Here is a 22,721-nt window from a genome sequence, read left to right as displayed (position 1 = left end):
AATCGAGATGAACGTTCGTTGGACCATCATGGCGCTCGGTCTGGCGCTTGCCAGTTGCTCTAAGGCCGATCTTCAGAACCTCGCGACCGCGACGCGCGACCGAGCGGAGAGCATCGGGGCGGAGTCACGTCGACTGGCGAGCCTTGAGGGAGCGGATGGCAACAACGAATATCTGATCAGTCGCAAGCCCTCGCTCGACGCGCCGCCGGCGAAGGACGCTCCGCCGCCGGAACGGCCGGGGGATTCGCTGGCCTCCGACCCGACATCGCCCTTCGCGCCGCAGGTCGAGCCGTCGCCTGAGAGCGCGCCGAAATCGGCCTTCGGCTTGCTGTCCGAACCGGCGCCGCCCAAGCGATAACCCGACCTGTTCGCGCACCGCGCGTCCAGGCCGCCTGCGCCGAGGCTCGTCACCCGACGCTCCGCCACGCCCGCTGCATTCGGCGCACGCTGGCGGGACAATCGCCAAACCGGCGCATCATGTAGTCGGCAAGGCCGCGCAGCTGCGCGCGCAGCTGCGGGTCGGTCGTGGTTAGAAGGGTGATCGGCCACCAACGGCCCTTCGCCGCCTGCGCGTCCAGTCGTAGCCGACCCAGGATAACCCGCGCCAGGGCCAGGTGTTCGGCGAACGTCCTGTGCCGCTCCACGAACAACAGGCTGTTGCGAGTCAGGAAGTAGGTCACCAGCGGGGAATGCGATCCCCCGGTTGACGCGGCCCCGACGTGACGAAGCACCGCCCGCTCGGCGACGAAGTTCGGGTGACCGACCGCGGCGGCCCGCGCGCACCAGTCGGTCTCGTCGTAGTAGAGATAGAAATCGTCGTCGAACGCGCCGACCGCTTCGAAGACTTCGCGATGTGCGAACAGCGCACCGCCGATCACCGACGATGTGTGGAGCAGCCCGTTTCGGGAGGGTTCAAGCTCGGCCAGTGACAACCATTGCGGAACCCCCGTCCGAGGATGCGGCCGGCAACCGGCCTGGTCCAGGCAAAGACCGTCTTCCGTCATCAGCACGCCGCCGATGATGGCCCTGGGCTCATGGACGTGGGCGGCCAGGAACTCGGCGAGAGTGTCCGGCTCCACGAAGGCGTCGTTGTTGAGCAGCAGCAGATGTTCGTAGCCCGACCTCAGCGCGTAGGCGACGCCGAGATTATTGCCGCCAGTCCAGCCGCCGTTGGTCGTCGCCAGAATCGTCGTCACATCGTCGCCCAGGTCGGAGAGCCGCGACGGCGACTCGTCCGTTGAGCCATTGTCGACAATGATCAGATGCCAGGCGACGCCGCGAGTCCGCCGAAGCGCCGCAAGGCAATTCAGGGTGTGCTGCCAGCCGTTCCAATTGACGGTGACTACCGCCACGCCCTCTGCGGGGCCGTCGCGCCGGGGCGCCGTCGGGCTCAGATCGAAGGGCGCAGGCGGCCGCATCAGCCCCGACGCCCAGGTTGATAATGGAAAATGGCCATGTGGGGGCCCACCATCCGAATGGTCATCCATACCTGAAGCAAGTCTACAGTTGAATACTCAATGATGATGACTCGGGGCGCAGGGGCGCCTCGGGCGCCGAGTCCGGCCGGTAGTCGCCTAGACGTGAGCGAGGGCGCGGGACCGGGCGCGAGCCTGTGTCCGCAACGCGTGGCCCACAAACAGGAAGCCGCCGATCAACAGCATCCAGGTCGAGGGTTCCGGCACCGGCGAGAGGCCGCCGGTCAAGTGGGTTTGACCCTGGCTGGGCGGCGGGAACAGGGGAAACACGGTGCGGAAACTAGGCAGGCTCACGGGCGTTACCGGCGCGAGCAACTCGTCGGACGGCAGCGCCAGCGTCTCCGCCGAAATGATCGGCGCCGCTTCGGGCTCAACCCAGCCTAGCAGCGCCGGTTCGGGATGCACATTCCCCAGCAGGGTGGGCGCGCTGGAGGTCGGGTAGCGCCAGACACCGACCTGGAGCGGAAGCCTTGCCCCCTCGGCCACGGCGGCCATCAGGCCAAGCTTTCCGGAAAGCAAAGCCGGTGTCATCGCCGGCGCCGGCAAGGCGGCCGCCAGCAGCAGAAATGCAAAGAGAGCGCGGTTGGTCTTGTGCCCGAACATATCCAGCTGAGTCCCGTTTTGGGATCACCCCAAGGGTATACGCCTGTTTTTGGCGCACATGGGGGCTGATTCCCCCATTGCGGGACTAGCTGCAAGTTTCGGTCCAGCTTGGTGACGCCTGCGTCACAGGTCGCGAGGGCTCATCCACGCCCGCGGTCCACGATGTCGAGCAAATAGCAGCCAGAGGCGGTCTTGACGAACATCTCCCCGCACACTTCGGCGCGCCGGCCTTCGTGTTCCACGCCACGCAGTTCTGTTGTCAAAGTGTGGCGCCTGAAGCGCTGAAGAGGGATGTCTTCTCGATGCTCTGGAGAACGTGACCAGGTCCGGCCGACCGGACACGGTCAGTGACGAAACACCAGTCGCTTCGAGGCCAGGAAGTTGACGCACAGGCCGGAGATCGACCCCAGCGCGACGCCGAGATAGGGAATCACCCACGCCAGCGTGGGTTCCAGAGGGAGCATGGGGCCCAGGCGCCGGACCACCATGACGTAGGTCGTGAAGTTGATCGCGCCCCCCATGGTGTTCACCGCCAGGAACGTGAGCCATTGCCTGAACACCCCGCCGGAACCGGCCCTGACGAATGTGAACGTCCTGTTGCATGCCCAGGTGAAGGTGGCCGCCGTCAGATAGGAGACGACGCGGCCCCAGTACAGGTTCAGATCGAGAAGATTGACGGCGACCGCCAGGGCGGCCATGTCGACGAACAGCCCGAACGTTCCGATCACGGCGAACCGCATGAACTCACCGAGGGCCGGCCGCCAATGCGCCACGACTTCGAGGATCTTCCGAGCACTCATCTTCGAACTGTCACTTCTACCTGCTCCAGTGGCGTGCGGAGAAACACCACAACTAACCCGGCGTCGAGCCACACAGTCTCGGATCACTATGCGCAGTTGATGGAGATTGGGTGGAGATCGTCGTATCTGGACAGACGTGCGTCTCATGGTTTGGGGCAGGACGGCTCCGCAATGGACTTACCAATGTTTTACGAGTCACGCGCTAGACTTCGATTTCGCGCCCGTCCGCATTGAAACGCGCTCCCCCGGTCAATTGAATGTCGAACTCAGAGCAAGTACAGATGAGCGAATTGCCTGTTCAACTTGGATACAAAACCAAGACACAGGAGGCAATTGTTAGCGCCGCGGTACTAATCGCCATCGCTTTCATGTTCATCTGGCCAGCTCTCATCAACAAATTCCCGCTAGTCTTCTATGACACTAGCACGTATCTCGTTCGCGCGAAGGTCGCCCTCGATTCACTGGTCGCGCATGATGTCAGCGTCATTCAGAATGCTGCGGCCCATTCCACCGAGACCGGCGAACCCGGCTATGTCAGCTCGGACAATCCCTTTTTCCTGCGCCCGTTCACCTACAGTCTGTTTCTGATGCCGTTCGCGTCGGGGGCGACCTTCTATCTGGCGCCGATCGCCCAGGGCCTGCTTTGCGCCTACCTCCTCAAGCGCCTGTTCGCGCTCTTCGGCGTTAAGCGAAACGCGACGCTCCTCATGTTGGGCGCGACGATCGCGCTGTTCTCGAGCTTGCCGATCCACGCCTCGTATCTCATGCCGGACGTCTTCACCGGCGCGCTCGTCGTCGCCTCCTTCGTAACCGTTGCGTCGTGGGCGCATCGCTCGACCCTGGCTAGGCTGTTCGACATTGGCCTCATGTCATTCCTGGTCGCGGTCCACCTCAGCCACATCCCCATCGCGCTCGCCTTGATCGTAATGCACGCGGCGATCTGCCTGGTGTTCCGCGATCAGTTCAACCTCAAGGCTGTGGGCGCCGGCCTGGTCGCGCCGCTGGCGATCGCGATCGCCGCCCTCGTCGGCTCGAACTTCGTGGTGGCCAATAAGCCGGTCATTTCTGAAAGTTCGTCGCTGTTCCTGCTTGCCCGGCTAATCGGCGACGGTCCGGCCTTGGAACACCTCAAGGCCGCATGCCCCACCAAGCAGTACGTCCTGTGCACGCGTCTCGACGAGCTCAATGCGCGCGATCAGAACGGCTCCATCTCGGACTTCTTCCTATGGGCCCCTGAGGGCGCGGTGAAGCAGCTCGGTAGTGCGCGGATGGTCGCGGAAGCCGACGAGATCACCACCGACACGCTGCAGGCCTATCCCATGGAGATCGCTCAGCACGCCACATGGAACTTCATACGCCAGCTCGCGACGTTTCAGGTGGACGACGATGCAAACAATCCCCCAGCGGATTTCGTGACCAGCGTGCTGCGCCGAGTGGACGAACCGCTGGCCGCGCAATATCTCGCCTCCGAGCAATCGCAAGGACGTTTCCCCTTGCGCGCCGCACGTGTTCTGACCGTTCTCGGGATCATCGCGGGGGTGATCGCGATCGCCTATATGACCCTTGCCCGGCGACGAAACGTGACGCTGCCGGCTTGGCTCTTCCTCCTGATCGCCGCGACCGGCGCGGGCGCCAACGCCTTGGCCATCGGCGCTCTGTCCGAAGTGCACGATCGCTACCAGAATCGGGTCATCTGGCTCGTACCGGTGGCCGCCCTCATCCTGATCCTTTCAGCCCTACCGAAGCAGCGCGCGCCGTAGTGACTCGAAGGAAACAATCGGGTCGGCGCCAAACTTGGCCTGCTACGTTCGGTGCGAGCGTCAGCGGAATTCGGCGTCATTGTAGCGCTTGAGGATATGCGAATGTCAGCGAACGGCGACGGAGTCCGCCCCATGCTCAAGGTTGAGGCGCCCATCAACGCCCCGGTCGCGGAGCATTCCAATACCCTCAGCAGCGCCTTACGCGACGGTCACATCTGGATCGTCATCCCCTGTTACAAGGTGCGCAATCACATCTTGCGGGTCATCGAGAAGATACCGGCCTGGATCGAGGGGATTGTCTGCGTCGACGACGCCTGCCCCGAGAACACTGCGGACTTCCTCGAAGCCGAGAACCCGGACAGCCGCCTGGTTGTCGTGCGGCTGCCACAGAACCTGGGCGTCGGCGGGGCGGTTCTGGCAGGTTACGTAGAGGCCGAGCGCCGCGGCGGCCGGATCCTGGTCAAGGTCGACGGCGACGACCAGATGGACCTGACCTTCCTGGCCCAGCTCGTCGCTCCCATTCTGCTGGGCGAAGCCGATTACACCAAAGGCAACCGCTTCTCATCGATCAGCCACCTGACCGACATGCCACGCGTGCGGCTTTTCGGGAACGCGGCCTTGAGTTTCGCCGCCAAGGTCTCCACCGGGTACTGGAACGTTTTCGACCCGACCAACGGCTTCACCGCCATTGAAGCGAGCATGATCAAGCTGCTTAGCGGTCGTCGTATATCGCAACGCTTCTTCTTCGAGACCGATCTTCTGTACCACCTCGGCACGCTGCGCGCGGTCGTCCGCGACATTCCCATCCCGGCGCGCTACGGCGACGAAGTCAGCAACCTTCGGGTCGGCGCCATCATCGGCCCCTTCGCGCTGAAGCACCTGAAGAACTTCGTCCAGCGCATTATCGGCCAGTACTTCGTCCGTGACTTCAACGTGGCGACCATGGAGATGATGTTCGGCGTGGGCTTCCTGGGCTTTGGGAGCATCTACGCCCTGCGTTGGTTCGCGGTCCGCATGCCCGGCGAAGACGCCGACGCCGGTCTCGTCATGACCGCCGCCCTGCCCGTTATCGTCGGGGTTCAACTGTTGCTGCAGGTGATGAACTTTGACGTCGTCAACGTGCCGAACCGGCCGATCCACCCCTATCTGCGCACCTTGATGAAACTCGAAGGCGACTGATGGGAATTCTGCTCGGATCCCATCGCGGCGGGCCTCAAGGCGTCTGAGTGGCGCGCCTCGGCGGCACGCGCCTTCAGGGCGTCATATGGGACCTTGAAGACCCTCTCGTAGAATAGGGGCCCCGCGTGAGGACGCTGGTCCACGCGAGCCGGGTTCAGGTGCTGATAGCCGAAGCCCTGGCGCAGAAACGTCAGGAACATCATCGGCCAGAGACCCAGCCAGCTTCGCCACTGGGACGGATAGAACCGAACCGCCGCAAGGAAACTCAGCCATTCACTGACGGTCAGGCCGACCGTCTGCACGGCGCCGTTCTCCGGTAGCGGGCGGCCGGCGTGAAATAGGCGGCCCGGCAGGCCGCGACCGCTGTAGAGCGCAAACTGGTCGACGGGGAGCCCGCCGTGGACCTGCGATAATGCGATAGCCATGAGGGCGCAGGCATCGTGGTCGGGGTGACCGCCTTCCCATGCCGTGACGACCAGGCGGTCGATCGATCCGATCCGCGCGGCCTCGGCGCGCAACGCCTCCAGGGCGATATCCTGATGGACGTATATGGAGCCGTCGATCAGGCCCTTCCCTGCTCCCACATGCACGATGCTGCTGGCCGGAACCCCGAACTGCGCCAGAAATCGCTCCGATTCCAGCCGTCGGCGGACTGTCTCCCCTTCGCTGGGGTAGTCCGCAATATAGAAAAACCGTTGATCCGCGCCGGCTTTCACGCCTTGGGCGATGATCGGCCACGCGAAGTACTCGTCGTCAAAATGCGCGAGGATATAGAGGATGATCATCTCAGCAGAGGCCCTTGCTGGCGCAAGTGGAGGCTGAATTCCCCCATTGCGGGACGAGTTGCAAGTTCCGGTCCAGCCCGGCGGCCTGAGCCTCACAAATCGCGGGGGCTCATCACATGGCCGCGCTCGACGATATCGAGCAGGTATCGTCCATAGGCGGTCTTGGCGAACAACTCTCCGCGGACCTTCAGTTGGGCCAGGTCGATGAAGCCGTGGGCGAAGGCGATCTCCTCCAGGCAGGCCACCTGGACCCCCTGGCGCTTCTGCACGGCGCGGACGAACTCCGAGGCCTCCACCAGGCTCTCGTGGGTGCCGGTGTCCAGCCAGGCGTAGCCGCGCGACAGCTGTTCGACGTAAAGCTCGCCCATTTCCATGTACATGCGGTTGAGGTCGGTGATCTCCAACTCGCCGCGGGCGGACGGGCGCACCTGCTTGGCCAGTTCCACCACCCGGTTGTCGTAGAAATAGAGACCGGTCACCGCCTGGCGGGACTTCGGCTCGGCTGGCTTCTCCTCCAGGCTGATGGCGCGGCCGTCGTCGTCCAGTTCCACCACGCCATAAGCCTGGGGCTGGTCGACCTGGTAGGAGAACACCGTCGCCCCGTGCTCGCGCGCCGCGGCCTTCTGCAGTAGCTGGCTCATGCCGGCGCCGAAGAAGATGTTGTCGCCCAGCACCAGGGCGCAGCGGTCGTCGCCGATGAACTCCTCGCCGATCAGGAAAGCCTGGGCCAGGCCGTCCGGACTGGGCTGGATCGCGTACGAGAAGTTGAGCCCAAGCGCCGAGCCGTCCTCGAACAGCCGGCGATAGTTGTCGATATATTCGGGCGAGGAGATGATCAGGATGTCGCGGATCCCCGCCTGCATCAGCACCGACAGCGGATAATAGATCATCGGCTTGTCGTAGATCGGCAGCAGTTGCTTGTTCACCGCGAGGGTCGCCGGGTGCAGCCGCGTTCCCGAGCCCCCGGCCAGGATGATGCCCTTCATCGATCTCTCCAGTTGACGGTGCAGGGGACGGCGATAGTCCGCAAGCGAGGCCGGCTCAAGACGCCTTGAGGCCCAGCCGGCGCCCGGCGTCGCTGCGCGCCAGGATCGGTCCCCACCAGGCTTCGTTATCCAGATACCAGGCGATGGTCTTGCCGATGCCGCTCTCGAAGCTCTCCTGGGCGGTCCAGCCCAGCTCGCGCTGCAGCTTGCCGGGATCGATGGCGTAGCGGTGGTCGTGTCCCGGCCGGTCGGCGACGTAGGCGATCTGGTCGCGATAGGACCTGCCGTCCTGCCGCGGCCGCAGCCGGTCCAGGGCGTCGCAGATGGCGTGCACGACCTGCAGGTTGGTGCGCTCCGAGCGCCCGCCGATGATGTAGCTCTCGCCCGGCGCGCCCTTCTCGAACACCCGGGTGAGCGCGCGCGCGTGATCGTCCACATAGAGCCAGTCGCGGACGTTGGATCCCTGGCCGTAGACCGGCAGCGGATCGCCGGCCAGGCACTTGACGATCATCAGCGGGATCAGCTTCTCCGGGAAGTGATAGGGCCCGTAGTTGTTCGAGCAGTTGGTCACCATGACCGGCAGGCCGTAGGTGTGGTGCCAGGCGCGCACCAGATGGTCGGACGAGGCCTTGGACGCCGAATAGGGCGAGCGCGGATCATAGGCCGTGGTCTCGGTGAAATAGCCGTCGTCGCCCAGCGAGCCGAACACCTCGTCGGTGGAGATGTGGTGGAACCGGAAGTCGGCCTTGGCCTGGCCTTCCAGCCCGCGCCAGTACTCGAGGGTCTCCGACAGCAGGACGAAGGTGCCGACGATATTGGTCTGGATGAAGTCCGCCGGCCCGTCGATCGAGCGGTCCACGTGCGACTCGGCGGCCAGGTGGGTCACGACCTGGGGCTGGAACTCGCGCAGGGCCGCCCGGATCGCCGCGGCGTCGCCAATATCGGCTTGGCGGAAGCCATAGCGGTTGCTGTCGGCGACGCTCTCCAGGGAGCGCAGGTCGCCGGCATACGTCAGCTTATCGAGGTTCAGCACCTCATGGTCGGTATCGGCGATCAGGTGCCGGATCAGGGCCGAGCCGATGAAACCGGCGCCGCCGGTGACGAGTATGCGCAAGCGCCTTCCCCTTCAGTCGTGACAGTCGCGACGCGCCGTCGGTCTAGCCCTGCCGGGCGGCCGCGCGGGGCGCCGGAGCGGCGGGCTCGTCCTTGGCCGCGGCCTTGTCGGAGGTCTTCTCCGCAATCTTGTCGGCCGCCTTGTCGGCGACCTTCTCTGCGGCGGGTTTCTCGGCGGCGGCCGCGGGCGCGGGCTTGCGGCTCTCCAGGAACCGCTTCTGGGCGGCCAGGATCCACAGATAGGGCAGCACGCTCTCCTCGGAGAACCGGTAACCCTTGCCGAACTCGTCCTCGCTGAACTCAAGCAGGATGCGCTTGGTCGCCAGTTCCTCGACGGTGCTCTTGAAGTTCGCGGCGGTGGCGGCGCTGGGATAGAGGGCGTCCACGTCGCGGCCGTCGAAACGGCCGTTGTTGAACAGGGCCGCGCCGGCCATCACGCCCAGCACATGGCGTACGCCGCTCTTGGCGGCCTGGTCGATCTGGGCCTGCGAATGCTTGGAGATCCGGCCGCGGAACTCGGCCAGGGCTTGATCGACGGCCAGGGAGACGTCCTCGACCGAGACCTTGGTTCGCGCCTTGTCCAGGGCCGCGAGACCGGCATGGTGACTGAGCAGGCTGGCCAGGTAGGGCGAGCCGTTGGCGACGAAGACGATGAAGTCCAGCGCGGCGCGATCGAAGGCCACGCCGCTGATCTCCTCGCCGTTCTCGACCAGGTGGCTGATCTCCGCGGCCGTCATCTTCGGCACCTGCAGGGCGAAGATGTTGCGGCGGATCGAGGGGATGTGCTCGACCAACTGGGTCAGGTCGGCGGCCACGCCGGCGATGACCAGTTGGGTGCGGATCGAGCGGTCCGACAGGTTCTTGATCAGCTCGGCGATGTTGCGCCGGAACTCCGGCGACTCGCACACGTCGAACTCGTCCAGCACCACCAGCACCCGGGTGCCCGTCAGCTTGGCGAACAGGTCGGCCACCAGTCGCGGCGAAAGCGGTCCCGCGGGCAGCAGGTCGGCCAGCGAGCCGCCGCGCTCAGCCTGCTCGGCGGTGGGCGCGAAGCCCGAATGGAACAGCAGCGGAATGTCGGCGGCGACCGCGCGGAAGATCTCGTCGAAGTTCGAGCCCGCGCCGCATGAGCAGTAGACCACGATGTAGCGGGCGTCCTGGGCGGCCTGGGTCAGCACGTGGACCAGCGAGGTCTTACCGATTCCGCGCTCGCCATAGATGATCACGTGCACGCGCTGGTCTTCCAGCGAGCGGATCAGGGTGGTCAGGACATCGATGCGTCCAGCGAACATGCGCCGGTCGGTGATCGGCTGGGAGGGCGTGAAGGCGCTGCGCAGCTTGATACGCGTCGCCGCGAAGCGGTCGGTCAGGCGCGTGGAGAGCTGGTCGCCGGCCGTCGACTGGAAGCGCGGGAACTGCGACGCGGCGCCGGCCTTCTTGCCGCCGGTCTCGTCACGGCTGGGTGCGGCGAGCGGCGCCACGGAGAACACCGGGCCGGACTGCGCCCCTTGGGCAGCCCTCGGCCGGCGTCCCAACAACCTGTTGATCCAACTCACGGAGCCTCCAAGCACCCTATGCGGCGATGCGCTAGCAGCACCGCTCGGTCTAGATCAGAGAATTCTGACCGACCATCCTAAACACGGCGAATGTGGCGAAATCTTAAACCGCCCGCAGTTGAGTCAACGTTAATTGCCCAGTTTCGCCAGTTAAAGCGGACAAGCTCACTGACCGACGCCCGACCTCAAGCACGTCGCTCCGCTTCCGGGGAGCTCAGAATTTCAGGTTGAAGGGCTTCAGCACCCAGGCGACATAGGCCAGGACCACGAGGATGATCAGGAAGGCGAGACCGCCCTGCCCCTCGTTGCCGACATAGTTGGCCGCCGCGCAGCCGATGCAGGCCGGCAGGTACTGGAAGACGTTGTCCTTCGGCTCTTCCTGCGCCGTGGAGCGGTGCAGGAACAGCACGACCAGTCCCGCGAAGATGGCGACCGTCACCCAATCGTAGATCGTCTGCACGCCATCAACCCCCAAGCGCCGTACTGCGTGTCGGGCAAGCCCGAAGCCTGTCCCTTAGATCAGACCCGCCGGCCGTGCAAAGGTCAAACCTCTGTACGGCACGGATGGAACGCCCATTTGGACGCCCCCGGAACAGCCGGCCCGCGGACGCCTTGCGGCGTGCGGTCCGAGCCGTCAACCTAGAGTGAAATTCTTAAGGTAAACTTGGCGGCGATCACTGAAACGTGCGGCGGCGGCGGCTTTAAGCTCGACCTTACTCGCGAAAGCTGACCACCGGGATCAGGAGATCAGGCCGCGGACCCCGACGATGATGGCCGCCCAGAGGCCCAGCGACGCGAAGGCGCCGACCGCGAGCCCAACGCCCACAGGCAGACGCGCCGTTCGGGCCTGCGCGGTGCGCGGCATCGAAGCAATGACAGCTTTCGCGCCCATCGACCTCAAGTTCCCAAGACGACGGCCGCTTCTCGACCGTGCTCAATAAGAACGCAGCCGCGGTTAAAAATTCGTGCCCGACGTGCGGAAAGTTGATCGTGGCTAAAAAACCGTTACCAGTTTCCGCGATAGTCACGAGCGTGGACTGTCTAGCGGGCATTAGGATGTTTGACGCGGCGCATTCGGATCGGCAGGCGGCGGCGCAGCACGCGACGCTGCAGCATGCTGTCACGCCGCTTCGCCGGGGCCGGCCGCCCGAGGACCGCGATGTCCCCGACGAGCGCCTGCTGCCGCCGCTCCCGGTGGCCACCAGCATCGCCAAGCGGCTGTTCGATATCCTCGTGGCCTCGAGCGCCCTGCTCGTCTTCCTGCCGTTGCTGGTGATGCTCGCCATGCTGATCCGGCTGGACTCCCCCGGCGCGGCCCTGTTCCGCCAGCGCCGCACGGGCCTTCGCGGCCAAGTGTTCACCATCTACAAGCTGCGCACCATGACCGTGGTCGAGGACGCCGACAACGTACGGCAAGCCACCAAGAACGATGCGCGGGTCACTCAGATCGGCGCGGTCCTGCGCAAGCTGAGCCTCGACGAGCTGCCCCAGCTCTTCAATGTCCTGGTGGGCGACATGTCGATCGTCGGTCCGCGCCCGCACGCCATCGCCCACGACCAGTTCTATAGCGAGCGGATCCCCACCTATGGCGACCGCTTCCGCGCCCGTCCCGGCCTGACCGGCTTCGCACAGATCAGCGGCTACCGAGGCGAGATCCGCGAACTGAAGCAGATGGCCGACCGCATCGGCGCCGACAACGCCTATATCGACCGCTGGTCGCTCGGCCTCGACCTGATGATCGCGGTCAAGACCCTGCCGCTCATGCTGCGCGATCCCAACGCCTACTAGGCGACGACCGCCCGCCGAGCGCCGCGACAACCCCTGCGTGTCCGCGGAAGCCGAATTCCCGTTCGGAAAAGAATCTTAACCGGCCAAGCCTAGTCTCGCCTTCGACCTGTCGCAGGCAAGCCAAGGATGAGGACGGCTTTGATCGCGGTCTCTGAGCGCAGACGCAAGGGCCGGACCCCGTTCCGGCAGCGCCGGCGCTCGGCTGAACGGATCGCCGCCCTTGGTGTCGAGATGGACCTGGTGCGGCCCGAGGAGGTCATGCACCACGTCACCGAGGCCGTGCAGGACGGTCGCTCCTGGTGTATCGCCAACCACAACGCCCACAGCGTCTATTTGAGCCAGAAGGACCCCGAGTTCGCGGCGTTCTTCGACACCGCCGACGTGATCGAGCTCGACTCCACCCCGATCATTTTCTTCACGCAGCTCCTGGGCCTGCACTCGCGGCCCTTCCACCGTTGCACCTACCTGGACTGGCGCGAGCATTTCTGGAGCCTGGCCGAGCGCAACGGGTGGCGGGTCTTCTATCTGGGCGGTGAGCCCGGCGTGGCCGAGGCCGCCGCCGGCAAGCTGACCGAACGCTATCCGGGCGCCCAGATCTCCAGCCGCCACGGCTATTTCGACATGTCCCCGGGCTGCGCCGAGAACGAGGCCGTGCTGGCCGAGATCAGCGCCGCGCGGCCGCAGATCCTGTTCGTCGGCATGGGCATGCCGCGCCAGGAGGTCTGGCTGTTGCGCAATCGACACCTGCTGCCGCCCTGCGTGGTGTTCTCGGTGGGCGCGGCCTTCGACTATGAGGCTGGGGTCCAGGTGGCCGCCCCCCGCTGGGTCGGCCGCATCGGCTTCGAGTGGCTGTTCCGCCTGGCGATCGATCCGCGCCGGCTATTCCACCGCTATTGCGTTGAGTGCTGGTTCCTGCTGCTCCCGGCCGCCCGCGACATCGCCACCGCGGCCCGCGCAGGCCGCCTGTTCAAGGGGCGTCGGGTCGCGCCGCTCGCACCCCGCGAGGACGGGGCGACGGCCTGACGGCGCCTTCCCCTCCGGCGACAGAGACGGTATCGACCGCCCATGCCGAGCGTCATCCTCTGGTCGGCCAGGCTGGCCCTGGTCGCCCTCCTCGCCTTCGCCCTGCACGGGGCCTTCGATCCCCGCCACAACGCCCAGGCCTTTCCACTGGGACCCGACGAGATCGAGCACCTGGTCCTGGCCTACGGCCTGACGATCCTGCTCGCGGTCTCGTTTCCGAGGATCAGCCCCTTCGCCTTCGCCGCGGCGATCGTGGCCGCCGGCGTCGGCCTGGAAGTCTCCCAGGCCCTGAAATGGATCAGCGGCGGCTATGAACTGCGCGACGCCTTGGCCAATGCCGGCGGGGCGGCGGCGGCGGTGCTGCCGCTGATGCTCAGGCGAAAGCGCCGCTAGGCCGCCTCCACCTCCCGGACGCTGCCGATCCCGGCCTCTGTGAGGGCCGCGGTCAGCTCCGCCACCGCGGCGGCGAGTTCGTCGGCGTCGCGGCCGCGCAGCACCAGGTTCGAGCCATAGAGGCCCTGGTCGAAGAACGGATAGCTGCCCAGCGACATGGCCGGGTGGGCCTTGGCCACGGTCTCGAGCGGCGCCGCGATCGCGCCCTCCCCCGAGCCCTCGACACGGACCGTGCGGCTCAGCACCACCGCCCCGCCCCGCAGGCGGGGGCCGACATCCTCCAGCATGCCGCGCATGATCACGGGCACCCCGGCCAGGACGAAGACGTTGCCGATCGTAAAGCCGGGCGGCCCCTGCACCGGGTTTTTCACCAGGTCCCCGCCCACCGGCACCCGGGCCATGCGCCGCCGCGCGGCGTTCACCTCGCCCGACCAGCGGGCGGCCATCATGGCGATGATGTCGGGGTGCTCGTACAGCTCCACGCCGAAGGCCGCGGCCACCGCGTCGGCGGTGATGTCGTCATGGGTCGGCCCGATCCCGCCCGTGGTGATCACGTAGTCGTAGCGGGTGCGCAGGGCGTCCAGCGCCGCGATGATCTCTTCATGGACGTCCGGCACGGTGCGGGCCTCGGCCAAGTCCACACCATGGACGCCCAGATAGCGGGCGATATCACGCAGGTTCGTATCCTGGGTGCGGCCCGACAGAATCTCGTCGCCGATGATCAGCACCGCGGCCGTCACCCGATCGCTCGCTTCGCCCGCCGCAACCATCGCACCACCTCACCGTTTCCCGCGGACTGCACGGGCTCATCCTGACTACCTCCCTGACGCCAGGGGCGGCAATCGCTGGTTTCCGGCCCTAGCCGCGATCTTGCATTTGGGATTGCCAGGCGTCCCATCAAGGGATTTCGTATCCGGGCCAGAGAGGATCAAGAAATGATCAAGGCGACCATCTTGGGTCTGGCGATTACGGTTCTGGGCGCGAGCGCCGCGCAGGCCGGCCCCTTCGCCACCGTCGCCTTCCGCAAGGGCGACAGCGCGCTGATCTACGACGCCGGCAGCGTTAACGGCGACAACGCCCGCCCCAGCGCCTGGGTCTACCAGATCCTGTATCAGCCGATGGACGGCGCCACGCTCATCGCCACCTATCGCGAGTTCGACTGCATCTTCGGCCGCACCCGCGACATCGCCCGCCGGTTCGCCTCGCAGCAAGGCGAGACCCTGCGGGCCGTCGAACAGCCCGACCAGTGGCAGGTGGTCGAGGCCGGCAGCGACCGCGCCGAACTCCTGCGCCAGGTCTGCACCGGCAAACCCGGCCGAATCGCTGGCGATGGCCTGTCGGTCTTCGCGTTCCAGGACGTGGTGCTGGCGGCCCTGAGGAGTCCCGGCAAATCGGGCGCCAAATAGCCGTAATCAGGCCGCCGAATCGCCGCGAAAACTTCACTTGCGACAGTGGCTTGCGGGGATCCGACCCGCCTCACGAGCTTCGTGAGCGCGGCAGACGGTCGCAGTGTTGAGGCCCAGTTCGCGATCCCAGACTCCGGCGCCTTGACCAGGGCGCGCAGCCAGTGTGCGCACCCACGCCGAAAGTGACGCAACCCATTGCGGGACAACCAAGCCATGGTCCTGGCTGTTGCACGCTAGCGAGCGTTCGGATGCGTGCCTCGCCCTACCGAATCTAAGCAGCTTCGGGGAGGATTTCGCCCCCGGCGCGAGGTCGTGCGGTGGTCCGAAACCGGCGTCCGTTATTTTGTCGCCCTTTCAATCGCCGGCCGAATAGGGACCTCTTAACCATCCCAGCCCCTTATGGCGGTCGGCTCTGTCGCCCCGTCACTTACCTCGGAGAAGTCGCTTGGCGATTACAACTGTCTCGGATCGCGAGGCGCTGCTGCGTGAGATCAAGTTCGCCAAGGCTGGCGACACCATCCTGCTGGAGTCGGGCACGTACGCGAACATGAAGATCGCGAACGTGAATATTGCCGGCGACGTGTACATCATGTCGAAAGATCCCGGCGCGCCAGCGGTGGTGACGGGCCTGGAGATCCGCAACAGCAGCGGTTTGAACTTCAGCAATCTGGAGTTCGCCCTGGACGTCGCCAAGGCCAGCCCAAGCTTAAACGTCTACGACAGCCGCGACATCCATTTCGACAGGCTGAACGTCCACGGCTCGCTGGACGGCAACCCGCAGAACGACGGCGGGGCGATGTTGATCCGCAATAGCTCGGACGTCAGCGTCACCAACTCCGAGTTCCAGCAGTTCACCAACGGTGTCACCCACCTGGACAGCAACAACGTCACGATCTCGGGCAACCGCATCCATGACATCAAGGAAGATGGCGTGCGCGGGGGCGGCACCTCGAACATCACCATCAGCAACAACCACTTCAGCAACTTCTTCCCGGCGGCGCTCGACCACCCCGACGCGATCCAGTTCTGGACCGCCAACACCACCACCTCGGCGCATGACATCCTCATCAGCGGCAACGTCATCGAGCGCGGCGACGGCGGCACCTACCAGGGCATCTTCCTGGGCGGCGACCTCGCCTTGCGCTGGCTGAACGTCAAGATCACCGACAACCTGGTGATCGGCTCCAGCTGGCACGGCATCACCGTCGGCGAGGGCGACAACGTCCTGCTCGCCAACAACATCGTCGCCGGCTACGCCGACATCAAAGCCCGGATCACCCTGGCCGACGACATCAACGTCACCCTGACCAACAACCAGGCCACCGACTACGTCCGTCAGGGCGCCATGGAGTTCGATATCGACACCGGCAACACGACCATCGCCGTCGTCACCAAGGCCGGCGGCGACGCCCTCCTCGCCGAATGGCTGAAAACGCACTCCGCCAGCGCGCCGGCCCCAACCGACGGCGGTCTCAGCCTGCCGGAGCAGTGGTCCTTCGAGCCCGACGCCGTGCCGGGCGGGCTACCGGCGCTTATCGCGACCAGCCTCGACACCCTCAACCCCCCGTTCTCGCCGAACCCGCCGACGACCGAGCTTCCGGGCGGCCCGGAGGCGCCGATCAGCTTGTCATTCGATTTCGGTCAGTTTGGCTTCAGCTTCTTCTGAGCCAACGCCCCGCGCGCCATCGCCCCGCCCTGCAGGACCACATAGGCGCCGGCCGCCACCGGCAGGACCAGCAGCCAGACGACCCCGATCAGGGCGAGGGCGGCGGCGGCTCGCAGCTGATGGGGACATTCGGCGGAGGCGTCGGGAAGATCGGCCATGGGGCTCCAGGTCGCTGTCGCTCAGATCTCGCCCGTGTCGCCTGGACGACATTCCCCGCGGCAAGCCTCTCTCCCGGTCCCGGCCTTCATGCAAGCGTGGCCATTGGCATTCTCCACAGCCGCGCCCGGCCTGTGAAATGCGGCCCATTTTCAGGAACTTCTGGCCCTCGCGCCGCCACATTCCTAAGTGAGGCGACCTGCCCGCCTCCGCACCTGGAATCCGACATGGACTTCGCCCAACCGCTCGCCCGCGGCGCCCTGGTCAGCCGCTACAAGCGGTTCTTCGCCGACGTGGTGCTGGACGACGGGACCCCGGTCACCGCCCACTGCCCCAATCCCGGCGCCATGCTCGGCCTCAACATTCCGGGCCTGCCGGTCTGGGTCTCCAGGTCCGACGACCCCAAGCGCAAGCTCGCCCATACCCTGGAACTGGTGGACGTCGACGGCGGCCTGGTGGGCATCAACACCATGCACCCCAACCGGCTGGTCGCCGAGGCCCTGGCCCGCGACGCCATCCCGGAACTCACCGGCTACGCCAGCCATCGCCGGGAGGTGAAATATGGTCAAAACTCCCGGGTCGACTTCCTGCTGGAGCAGGTGGGCCGCCCGCCCTGCTGGCTCGAGATCAAGAACTGCCACCTGCGCCGCTCGGGAACCCTGGCCGAATTCCCCGACTGCGTCGCCGCCCGCTCGCTGAAGCACCTGCGCGAGCTCGAGGCCATGGTGGCGGCAGGCGAGCGCGCCGTGGTCCTGTTCGTCGTGCAGCGGACCGATTGCGAGGCGTTTTCCGCCTGCGCCGATCTCGATCCAGCCTTCGCGCACGGCCTTGAGCAGGCCGCGAAAGTCGGCGTCGAGGTGCTGATCTATGGTTGCGAGATCTCGGTGGACGCGATCACCGTCTCGCGCCGCCTTGCCTGGCGGCGCTGAAGGGGACCAGATTCAAATAGTCGGCCGGAAGCCCGTCCGGCCTACCGTGGACCCGATCTGGGGACCGTCAGCCTTCGAAGATCCAGCCATCCTGCAGGCTGGCCAGCGTCACGCCGACCAGAACCATCTGGGCGCCGCCGGCGAGCGAGATCACCGTGTCGGCTCCGGATTGCGCCACGCTGTAGGACGCGCCCGGCTCGAGTTGCACCCGGTCGCCCTGGGCCCGGTTGAAGTCGGTCACGCGATCGAGGCCGGCGTCTCCGAAGCTGTAGAAGGTGTCGGCCCCCGTCCCGCCCGTGAGCGTGTCGCTGCCCCGGTCGCCCGACAGCCAGTCGTCGCCCGATCCACCGTCGAGGATGTCGTCGTGCTGGCCACCGCGGATCACGTCATTCCCGCCGCCGCCGTCCAGTGTGTCGTTGCCGAGATTGCCGAAGACGATGTCGGAGCCTTCCGCGTCGTAGTCCCAGGGCGTGCTGTCTCCGTAGAGCTCGTCATTGTCCTTTCCACCCACGACCCAGTCGTCGCCGGAGCCGCCAAAGGCGATGTCGTCGCCGGCATTGCCGTTGATGTCGTCGAAACCGTCGCCGCCGCTGATGGTGTCGCGCCCCTCGTCGCCGCGCAGGTAGTCCTGCCCAGCGCCGCCGCCCACGGCGTCGTCGCCCTGACCTCCGAAGATGCTGTCGTCGCCGGCGACGCCGGACAGGCTGTCGGCGCCCGCTCCGCCCTCAAGCCGGTTCGCGACGGCGCTGCCGACCATATCGTCCGCATAGGCCGTGCCGACCACGTTCTCGATGTCGTACAGCACGTCGACACCGCCGACGGCGAACTCATCGGTAAGCCCGCCGCCGTCGCCGCGCGGGAACCAGGGGCGGCCGTCCACGTCGTCGCCGAGCAGGACTTCCACGCCCCACGGGTCCGGCCTGCTTAGGAAGATGACCGTGTCCAGGCCCGCGCCGCCGTGGAGGATGTCGCCGCCCGAACCGCCCTCCAGCGTGTCGTCGCCGTCGCCGCCGTTCAGCGTGTCGGCTCCAGGCCCGCCGAAGAGACTGTCGGCGCCGGGGGTTCCGGTCAGGACGTCCATCCCGGATGTGCCGAGAAGAGCACTCATGTCCCTGCTCCTTGGGACGCGTTGCGAGCAGACAGTATTTGTCTCTTTTGCTCAAAAAAGCACGCCTCAATCGCAATCAGGACCGGCGCGACCGAGGCCACGCCCTCTGCGGCGAAGGCGGGTGTTGAAGTCCTGTGCTATGATTGCGACATAACCCCTTCAGCAACCCGCATCGCGCGTCCCATCCCGTGGCGCGACGCGGGCGTGAGGTAGATGATGAACGACGTCCTGGAAGCCGAACACCGCACCGGCCAGATCCGCGTCCACGGCCCGCAGGGCTTCGAGGGCATGCGCGCCGCCGGCAAGCTGGCCGCCGAATGCCTGGACATGCTCGCCCCCCACGTCGTGCCCGGCGCGGTCACCGACGACCTGGACCGCATGGCCCGCGAGTTCGTCCTGGACCGCGGGGCGCTGCCCGCCTGCCTATTCTACCGCGGCTACGGCAAGACGGTCTGCATCTCGCCCAACCACGTGGTCTGCCACGGCATCCCCGGCGAGCGGGCCCTGCGCGAGGGCGACATCGTCAATATCGACGTCACCGTCATCCTCGACGGGTGGCACGGGGACACCAGCCGGATGTACGGGGTCGGCCCGGTCGCCCCGCGCGCCAAGCGGCTGATCGACGTGACCTATGAGGCCCTCCAGAAGGGCCTGGACGAGGTCAAGCCGGGCGCCAGGACCGGCGACATCGGCCACGCCATCCAGTCCTATGTGGAATCCATGCGCTGTTCGGTGGTCCGCGACTTCTGCGGCCACGGCCTGGGCAAGGTGTTCCATGACGCCCCCAACATCCTGCACTTCGGCCAGAAGGGAACGGGCGACATCCTGCGCCCTGGCATGTTCTTCACCATCGAGCCCATGGTGAACCTGGGCAAGCATCAGGTGAAGCTGCTCTCCGACGGCTGGACGGCGGTGACCCGCGATAAGTCCCTCTCGGCCCAGTGCGAACACTCCATCGGGGTCACCGAGACCGGCTATGAGATCTTCACCGGCTCGCCCCACTTCAAGCCGGCGGTCCAGAGCGCCTAGCCCCAGGTTCGCATCTCGGGGTTGAAAAACACTATTGCCAAGTCGGAACATATAAAGAACGATACGCGGCATGGTGGCGCCGCGCGAACTGGGTGAAGGACCTCAGCCCGACCTCTGGTCGGCCGCCACGCGCACGACGGGACCGGCCAAAGCCCCCAGACCCCACTATCACGGCCACCGCGACCGGCTGCGCGACCGCGCCGCCGCGACCCTGGACGCCCTGCCCGACTACGAGCTCCTGGAGCTGCACCTGTTCCGCGCCATCCCGCGCGGCGACGTCAAGCCGCTGGCCAAGGCCCTGATCGCCCGCTTTGGGTCGCTGGCGGCCGTGCTGGCCGCCTCACCGGCCGAACTGAAGACCGTCGCCGGCGTCGGCGAGGCCGTAGCCCGCGACCTCAAGCTGCTGCACCAGACCTCGCTGCGGGTGGGGCGCGAGGCGGTAGGCAGGCGCACGGTGATCACATCGTGGTCCCAGCTCCTGGCCTATGTGAAGCTCGCCCTGGCCCATGAGCCGCGCGAGCAGTTCCGCGTGCTGTTCCTGGACAAGAAAAACCAGCTGATCGCCGACGAGCTGATGAACCGCGGCACGGTAGATCATGCCCCGGTCTATCCGCGCGAGGTGGTGCGCCGGGCGCTGGAACTGTCGTCCAGCGCCGTCATCCTGGTCCACAACCACCCTTCGGGCGACCCCACACCCTCGGCCGCCGACATCCAGATGACCCGCGAGGTGGTCGACGCCGGCCGGCCTCTCCGCGTCGCCGTCCACGACCACCTGGTGGTGGGCCGCGACGGCGTGGCCAGCTTCCGCGCCCTCGGCCTCTTCTGATCCCCCAATCCGGAGCTCGAACCATGCGTTTCCTTCTCGCGGCCGTCCTGTGCGCCGCCGCCCTCGGGGGACCCGCCGCGGCCGCCGAGCCCAGCAAGGCCGACCTGGACGCCTGTCGGGTCGAGGACCAGCCCGACCACAAGGCGGCGGTCGCCGCCTGCACCAGGCTCATCAAGGCCGGCGCCGACACGCCGGACTTCCAGAGCATGGCCCTGGCGATCCGGGCCTCGAACAGGATGAGCCTGGGGGAGGACCGGCTGGCGGCCGCCGATTTCGCCGCGGCGATCGCCGCGGACCCCGCCAGCACCTATCCCCTGATCCTGCAGGGCGACTCGGCCACGGCGCGCGGCGACTTCCCCGCCGCCCTCGCCAGCTTTGGCGCCGCGATCAAGCTCGACCCCGACAGTCCGACGCTCTTGGGCCGCCGTGGTTTGATCCTCGTCATTTCGGGCAGCCCGGCGACGGGCGTCGCCGATCTGGACAGGGCGATCGCCGCCAGGCCCGACGACGCCGACCTGTTCCGTGATCGCGGCCGGGGGCGCACCCTGACCAAGGACTATGAGGGCGCGATCACTGACTTCGACAGGGCGGAAAAGCTGGCGGGGCCGAATCCCGACATCCTGGAGGGACGAGCCCACGCACTCTTTAGACTGGGGCGTCCTGAACCCGCCCTGGCTGACCTTGACCGGGCCATCGGCATCGATCCAGACGCATTTGACGCCTACGCGTTGCGCGCCGAGATCCACCAGCAGAATAGGGATCCGATCCGGGCGCTGGCCGACATCGATCGCGGATTGAACCTGAGACCCGATGATGTCGGCCTGCTGCAGCGTCGCGCCGACGTCCTCCTCGACCGAGGGGATTACCAGCGCGCCCTGGCCGACGCCGAGCGCGGCCTCAGGCTGGAGCCGGGAAACACCTGGCTGCTGCTCACCCGCGGCGCCGCGCAGCTCAATCTGGGCCGCACGGCCAAGGGGCTTGGCGACTTCGACCGGGCCGCGGTCCTCGCTCCGAACGAGCCCTACGTGTTCGTCCACACCTGCATCTATCGGTCGGTCTTCGATGCGAATTCGGCCCGGGCGGTGAACGACTGCGACCGCGCCCTCGCCTTGTCCGAGCCGGCCGCGGCCCTGCTGGCCAGCCGCAGCGTCGGCCACGCCAAGGGCGGCGCCTATGCAGCGGCTCTGGCTGACGCCGAGGCGGCCTATAGGCTCGACGCGACCTATGTCGACGCCCTCTATCTTCGCGGCGTCGCCAAGCGCGGCCTGGGCCGCCAGGCCGAGAGCGACGTGGACCTGGCGATCGCAAGAGGCATCGATCCCGATCTCGACCGGAGCTACGGCGCCCTGCTCCCGCGATGATCTGGTCCCTGGGACCAGGAACCCGGGGCCCTTAGCGGCGAAGTAGCTTACCGGCCATGCCCATGATGTCGTCCAAGGGGTCGCCGTCCCCGTCCTGGTCGAGCATGCCAACGAGACCGGCCAGGCCGCCCTGGCCCTGAAGGCCCCCAGACCTAGAGGCCAAGGCGCCGGCGCTAAGGGAGGCAAGAAGCGGCAACAGGGCCTTGAGTTGGTCGACCCCGATGCCGGTGCTGGCCGCGGCGTTCGCCGCGACCGTGCGGCTGACATCCTTTGAACCGAAAATCTGGCCGAGGATCAGGTTGCCCATCGAGGCGGTCTCGTTGGTGGGCGCCGCGCCTGGGGCGAGGCCCGACTGCTGCAACAAGCCGCCAAGATCGCTATTCCCGGATTGGCGTTTCAGGCCCCCGGCAAGGGCGGGAAGCAGCGCGGCCGCGGCGCTTTGCGTCTGCGCCGGGGTGAGGCCGACGCGAGCGCCGATCTGCTCGATGGCGGCGGAACCACCAAGCTGGGTGATGATGTCCAGAAGAGCCATGCCGTGCGTTCCCTAGGTGCCACTGAGAGCCAACAGGACGGCAAATCTACATCCTTACCGACAAGGATCATCACGATATTCGTGCTGGCGACGAAGCTATTCGCCCGAAACAAGCTTTGCTTTAGCGAGTTTGTCGAGACGCAAGATCCCGCCCGCAATCGAGAACTGGTCTGCCGTCTGGGAACACTTGATGCATGTCAGGTCCGCCCCCAGAAGAACACTGGTATGCTGCTCTAAGGACCGTTGC

Annotated in this window: 25 protein-coding genes; 12 read left to right on the top strand and 13 right to left on the bottom strand. The window is 66.4% G+C overall.

The window, feature by feature from the left end; all coding sequences use genetic code 11:
• Positions 1–7: 7 nt before the first annotated feature.
• Positions 8–358 carry a hypothetical protein gene (locus M9M90_RS07245; protein ID WP_254836495.1) on the top strand — a complete coding sequence of 117 codons (351 nt, stop codon included), beginning with the start codon at positions 8–10 and terminating at the stop codon, positions 356–358.
• 49 nt (positions 359–407) lie between these two features.
• Here the strand turns inward: M9M90_RS07245 and M9M90_RS07240 are convergent, their stop codons facing one another.
• The 3 genes from M9M90_RS07240 to M9M90_RS07230 all read right to left on the bottom strand — a co-directional run bounded on the left by M9M90_RS07240 (position 408) and on the right by M9M90_RS07230 (position 2,818).
• Positions 408–1,352 carry a glycosyltransferase family 2 protein gene (locus M9M90_RS07240; protein WP_254836494.1) on the bottom strand — a complete coding sequence of 315 codons (945 nt, stop codon included), beginning with the start codon at positions 1,350–1,352 and terminating at the stop codon, positions 408–410.
• A gap of 222 nt (positions 1,353–1,574) precedes the next feature.
• On the bottom strand, positions 1,575–2,078 hold the full coding sequence (locus M9M90_RS07235; protein WP_254836493.1) for a PEPxxWA-CTERM sorting domain-containing protein: 504 nt from the start codon (positions 2,076–2,078) through the stop codon (positions 1,575–1,577).
• Between the two features lie 344 nt (positions 2,079–2,422).
• Positions 2,423–2,818: a GtrA family protein gene (locus M9M90_RS07230; RefSeq protein ID WP_254836492.1), complete on the bottom strand. Its 396-nt coding sequence runs from the start codon at positions 2,816–2,818 to the stop codon at positions 2,423–2,425.
• A 341-nt stretch (positions 2,819–3,159) separates the two neighbouring features.
• On the opposite strand from M9M90_RS07230, the gene M9M90_RS07225 reads away from it, so the two are divergent.
• Positions 3,160–4,638: a hypothetical protein gene (locus tag M9M90_RS07225; RefSeq protein ID WP_254836491.1), complete on the top strand. Its 1,479-nt coding sequence runs from the start codon at positions 3,160–3,162 to the stop codon at positions 4,636–4,638.
• 132 nt (positions 4,639–4,770) lie between these two features.
• Positions 4,771–5,817, top strand: a complete 1,047-nt coding sequence (locus M9M90_RS07220; RefSeq protein ID WP_254836490.1) for a glycosyltransferase family 2 protein — start codon at positions 4,771–4,773, stop codon at positions 5,815–5,817.
• Here M9M90_RS07220 and M9M90_RS07215 read toward each other — a convergent pair.
• The 6 genes from M9M90_RS07215 to M9M90_RS21135 all read right to left on the bottom strand — a co-directional run bounded on the left by M9M90_RS07215 (position 5,781) and on the right by M9M90_RS21135 (position 11,122).
• Complete coding sequence (locus M9M90_RS07215; protein WP_254836489.1) at positions 5,781–6,602, bottom strand: hypothetical protein; 822 nt, start codon at positions 6,600–6,602, stop codon at positions 5,781–5,783. The genes M9M90_RS07220 and M9M90_RS07215 overlap by 37 nt on opposite strands.
• 92 nt (positions 6,603–6,694) lie before the next feature.
• Complete coding sequence (gene rfbA, locus M9M90_RS07210) at positions 6,695–7,588, bottom strand: glucose-1-phosphate thymidylyltransferase RfbA (protein ID WP_254836488.1); 894 nt, start codon at positions 7,586–7,588, stop codon at positions 6,695–6,697.
• A gap of 55 nt (positions 7,589–7,643) precedes the next feature.
• Entirely contained in the window at positions 7,644–8,702 is a 1,059-nt protein-coding gene (gene rfbB, locus M9M90_RS07205) for a dTDP-glucose 4,6-dehydratase (protein WP_254836487.1), read from the bottom strand.
• A 43-nt stretch (positions 8,703–8,745) separates the two neighbouring features.
• On the bottom strand, positions 8,746–10,257 hold the full coding sequence (locus tag M9M90_RS07200) for an ATP-binding protein (protein WP_254836486.1): 1,512 nt from the start codon (positions 10,255–10,257) through the stop codon (positions 8,746–8,748).
• 214 nt (positions 10,258–10,471) lie between these two features.
• Positions 10,472–10,717 (bottom strand): XrtV sorting system accessory protein, encoded by a 246-nt coding sequence (locus tag M9M90_RS07195; protein WP_254836485.1) that lies wholly within the window; start codon positions 10,715–10,717, stop codon positions 10,472–10,474.
• A gap of 279 nt (positions 10,718–10,996) precedes the next feature.
• Positions 10,997–11,122 carry a hypothetical protein gene (locus M9M90_RS21135; RefSeq protein WP_256549238.1) on the bottom strand — a complete coding sequence of 42 codons (126 nt, stop codon included), beginning with the start codon at positions 11,120–11,122 and terminating at the stop codon, positions 10,997–10,999.
• 191 nt (positions 11,123–11,313) lie between these two features.
• Here M9M90_RS21135 and M9M90_RS07190 point away from each other — a divergent pair, with 191 nt between their 5' ends.
• The 3 genes from M9M90_RS07190 to M9M90_RS07180 all read left to right on the top strand — a co-directional run bounded on the left by M9M90_RS07190 (position 11,314) and on the right by M9M90_RS07180 (position 13,461).
• Positions 11,314–12,045 carry a sugar transferase gene (locus M9M90_RS07190; protein ID WP_305885140.1) on the top strand — a complete coding sequence of 244 codons (732 nt, stop codon included), beginning with the start codon at positions 11,314–11,316 and terminating at the stop codon, positions 12,043–12,045.
• 126 nt (positions 12,046–12,171) lie between these two features.
• A complete protein-coding gene (locus tag M9M90_RS07185; RefSeq protein WP_254836484.1) occupies positions 12,172–13,068 on the top strand; it encodes a WecB/TagA/CpsF family glycosyltransferase in 897 nt (298 codons plus the stop codon).
• Positions 13,069–13,110: 42 nt separating this feature from the next.
• Complete coding sequence (locus M9M90_RS07180; RefSeq protein WP_254836483.1) at positions 13,111–13,461, top strand: hypothetical protein; 351 nt, start codon at positions 13,111–13,113, stop codon at positions 13,459–13,461.
• Here M9M90_RS07180 and M9M90_RS07175 read toward each other — a convergent pair.
• Complete coding sequence (locus M9M90_RS07175) at positions 13,458–14,231, bottom strand: molybdopterin-binding protein (protein WP_254836482.1); 774 nt, start codon at positions 14,229–14,231, stop codon at positions 13,458–13,460. The two genes, M9M90_RS07180 and M9M90_RS07175, sit on opposite strands and share 4 nt — an antisense overlap.
• 165 nt (positions 14,232–14,396) lie before the next feature.
• Between M9M90_RS07175 and M9M90_RS07170 the strand changes: the two genes are divergently transcribed.
• Both M9M90_RS07170 and M9M90_RS07165 read left to right on the top strand, forming a co-directional pair.
• Positions 14,397–14,867, top strand: coding sequence for a surface-adhesin E family protein (locus tag M9M90_RS07170; protein ID WP_254836481.1), 471 nt, complete (start codon positions 14,397–14,399; stop codon positions 14,865–14,867).
• A gap of 445 nt (positions 14,868–15,312) precedes the next feature.
• Positions 15,313–16,533, top strand: a complete 1,221-nt coding sequence (locus M9M90_RS07165) for a right-handed parallel beta-helix repeat-containing protein (protein ID WP_254836480.1) — start codon at positions 15,313–15,315, stop codon at positions 16,531–16,533.
• On the opposite strand, the gene M9M90_RS07160 is transcribed toward M9M90_RS07165, so the two are convergent.
• Positions 16,509–16,691 (bottom strand): hypothetical protein, encoded by a 183-nt coding sequence (locus M9M90_RS07160; RefSeq protein WP_254836479.1) that lies wholly within the window; start codon positions 16,689–16,691, stop codon positions 16,509–16,511. The genes M9M90_RS07165 and M9M90_RS07160 overlap by 25 nt on opposite strands.
• 225 nt (positions 16,692–16,916) lie before the next feature.
• On the opposite strand from M9M90_RS07160, the gene sfsA reads away from it, so the two are divergent.
• Entirely contained in the window at positions 16,917–17,618 is a 702-nt protein-coding gene (sfsA, locus tag M9M90_RS07155) for a DNA/RNA nuclease SfsA (RefSeq protein ID WP_254836478.1), read from the top strand.
• 67 nt (positions 17,619–17,685) lie between these two features.
• On the opposite strand, the gene M9M90_RS07150 is transcribed toward sfsA, so the two are convergent.
• Complete coding sequence (locus tag M9M90_RS07150; RefSeq protein WP_254836477.1) at positions 17,686–18,726, bottom strand: calcium-binding protein; 1,041 nt, start codon at positions 18,724–18,726, stop codon at positions 17,686–17,688.
• Positions 18,727–18,939: 213 nt separating this feature from the next.
• On the opposite strand from M9M90_RS07150, the gene map reads away from it, so the two are divergent.
• From map to M9M90_RS07135, 3 genes are all read left to right on the top strand, one after another.
• The gene (map, locus tag M9M90_RS07145; RefSeq protein WP_254836476.1) at positions 18,940–19,755 is read left to right on the top strand and encodes a type I methionyl aminopeptidase; all 816 of its coding nucleotides are present in this window, start codon (positions 18,940–18,942) and stop codon (positions 19,753–19,755) included.
• A 70-nt stretch (positions 19,756–19,825) separates the two neighbouring features.
• Entirely contained in the window at positions 19,826–20,581 is a 756-nt protein-coding gene (gene radC, locus M9M90_RS07140) for a DNA repair protein RadC (RefSeq protein ID WP_254836475.1), read from the top strand.
• Between the two features lie 23 nt (positions 20,582–20,604).
• Positions 20,605–21,942 (top strand): tetratricopeptide repeat protein, encoded by a 1,338-nt coding sequence (locus M9M90_RS07135; protein WP_254836474.1) that lies wholly within the window; start codon positions 20,605–20,607, stop codon positions 21,940–21,942.
• 31 nt (positions 21,943–21,973) lie between these two features.
• On the opposite strand, the gene M9M90_RS07130 is transcribed toward M9M90_RS07135, so the two are convergent.
• The gene (locus M9M90_RS07130; protein WP_254836473.1) at positions 21,974–22,474 is read right to left on the bottom strand and encodes a DUF937 domain-containing protein; all 501 of its coding nucleotides are present in this window, start codon (positions 22,472–22,474) and stop codon (positions 21,974–21,976) included.
• Positions 22,475–22,721: the final 247 nt, after the last annotated feature.

The sequence above is a fragment of the Phenylobacterium sp. LH3H17 genome (genome assembly GCF_024298925.1).
Taxonomy (GTDB): domain Bacteria; phylum Pseudomonadota; class Alphaproteobacteria; order Caulobacterales; family Caulobacteraceae; genus Phenylobacterium.
The sequence above is the reverse complement of the archived record's forward strand: the minus strand, read 5'-3'. Positions and strand labels throughout refer to the sequence as shown.

What these genes read in the sequence shown, in the direction of transcription:
- M9M90_RS07245 (WP_254836495.1), top strand. Translation starts at nt 8, where the DNA reads ATGAACGTTCGTTGGACCATCATGGCGCTCGGTCTGGCGCTTGCCAGT.
- M9M90_RS07235 (WP_254836493.1), bottom strand. Translation starts at nt 2,078, where the DNA reads ATGTTCGGGCACAAGACCAACCGCGCTCTCTTTGCATTTCTGCTGCTG.
- M9M90_RS07230 (WP_254836492.1), bottom strand. Translation starts at nt 2,818, where the DNA reads ATGCGGTTCGCCGTGATCGGAACGTTCGGGCTGTTCGTCGACATGGCC.
- M9M90_RS07225 (WP_254836491.1), top strand. Translation starts at nt 3,160, where the DNA reads ATGAGCGAATTGCCTGTTCAACTTGGATACAAAACCAAGACACAGGAG.
- M9M90_RS07220 (WP_254836490.1), top strand. Translation starts at nt 4,771, where the DNA reads ATGCTCAAGGTTGAGGCGCCCATCAACGCCCCGGTCGCGGAGCATTCC.
- M9M90_RS07215 (WP_254836489.1), bottom strand. Translation starts at nt 6,602, where the DNA reads ATGATCATCCTCTATATCCTCGCGCATTTTGACGACGAGTACTTCGCG.
- rfbA (WP_254836488.1), bottom strand. Translation starts at nt 7,588, where the DNA reads ATGAAGGGCATCATCCTGGCCGGGGGCTCGGGAACGCGGCTGCACCCG.
- M9M90_RS21135 (WP_256549238.1), bottom strand. Translation starts at nt 11,122, where the DNA reads ATGCCGCGCACCGCGCAGGCCCGAACGGCGCGTCTGCCTGTGGGCGTT.
- M9M90_RS07190 (WP_305885140.1), top strand. Translation starts at nt 11,314, where the DNA reads ATGTTTGACGCGGCGCATTCGGATCGGCAGGCGGCGGCGCAGCACGCG.
- M9M90_RS07185 (WP_254836484.1), top strand. Translation starts at nt 12,172, where the DNA reads ATGAGGACGGCTTTGATCGCGGTCTCTGAGCGCAGACGCAAGGGCCGG.
- M9M90_RS07180 (WP_254836483.1), top strand. Translation starts at nt 13,111, where the DNA reads ATGCCGAGCGTCATCCTCTGGTCGGCCAGGCTGGCCCTGGTCGCCCTC.
- M9M90_RS07175 (WP_254836482.1), bottom strand. Translation starts at nt 14,231, where the DNA reads ATGGTTGCGGCGGGCGAAGCGAGCGATCGGGTGACGGCCGCGGTGCTG.
- M9M90_RS07170 (WP_254836481.1), top strand. Translation starts at nt 14,397, where the DNA reads ATGATCAAGGCGACCATCTTGGGTCTGGCGATTACGGTTCTGGGCGCG.
- M9M90_RS07160 (WP_254836479.1), bottom strand. Translation starts at nt 16,691, where the DNA reads ATGGCCGATCTTCCCGACGCCTCCGCCGAATGTCCCCATCAGCTGCGA.
- sfsA (WP_254836478.1), top strand. Translation starts at nt 16,917, where the DNA reads ATGGACTTCGCCCAACCGCTCGCCCGCGGCGCCCTGGTCAGCCGCTAC.
- M9M90_RS07150 (WP_254836477.1), bottom strand. Translation starts at nt 18,726, where the DNA reads ATGAGTGCTCTTCTCGGCACATCCGGGATGGACGTCCTGACCGGAACC.
- map (WP_254836476.1), top strand. Translation starts at nt 18,940, where the DNA reads ATGATGAACGACGTCCTGGAAGCCGAACACCGCACCGGCCAGATCCGC.
- radC (WP_254836475.1), top strand. Translation starts at nt 19,826, where the DNA reads ATGGTGGCGCCGCGCGAACTGGGTGAAGGACCTCAGCCCGACCTCTGG.
- M9M90_RS07135 (WP_254836474.1), top strand. Translation starts at nt 20,605, where the DNA reads ATGCGTTTCCTTCTCGCGGCCGTCCTGTGCGCCGCCGCCCTCGGGGGA.
- M9M90_RS07130 (WP_254836473.1), bottom strand. Translation starts at nt 22,474, where the DNA reads ATGGCTCTTCTGGACATCATCACCCAGCTTGGTGGTTCCGCCGCCATC.